Genomic DNA, 591 nt, shown 5'->3' with positions numbered 1-591 from the left:
GTGCGCAAGCTCGGCAGCGGCCTGGCCAGTGTGGTGCTGGTGTGCGGCCTGGCATTGTTCGTCGGCCAGCGCTACGTGCCGCTCAACTATTGGCTGGCAGACCAGCGCACCGCCACCGGTGAACAGCGCACCCTGAAGCTGGCGGATGGCACCGTGATCAACCTCAACACCCACAGCGCCATTGACGTGCGCTTTGACGAGAAACGTCGGCTGATCGTATTGCAGGAAGGCGAGATCCTTGTCGAAACCGGCCACAACGACGCCCGCCCGTTTTTTGTCGAAACCCGCGAAGGCAGCCTGCGCGCCCTGGGCACACGGTTTATCGTCAAGCGCGAGGAAGATGGCACCCGCCTCAGCGTGTTGCAGTCTGCCGTCGGCGCACAGCCTGAAGCGCTGCATCAAGAGCAGATCTTCAAGGAAGGCCAGCAAGTGCTGATGCGCCGCGACAGCCTCGGCCCGATGCTTGCCGTCAGCCCCGGCACCGACGCCTGGACGCGCGGCATGCTGGTGGTGGACAACGCGCGGCTCGGCGATGTGGTTGCCGAACTGAGCCGCTACCGCACCGGTTACCTGGGTGTGGATAAACAGGTG

Annotated in this window: 1 protein-coding gene; it reads left to right on the top strand. The window is 64.3% G+C overall.

Annotated features, from left to right (window positions below):
- Positions 1-591 (top strand): FecR family protein (locus HX846_RS34635; protein ID WP_178967195.1); only part of this gene is annotated, 591 nt, incomplete at both ends.

It is taken from the genome of Pseudomonas sp. K5002, assembly GCF_013386655.1.
In the GTDB taxonomy this organism is placed as follows: domain Bacteria; phylum Pseudomonadota; class Gammaproteobacteria; order Pseudomonadales; family Pseudomonadaceae; genus Aquipseudomonas.
This window is presented reverse-complemented; position numbering and strand designations above follow the sequence as displayed.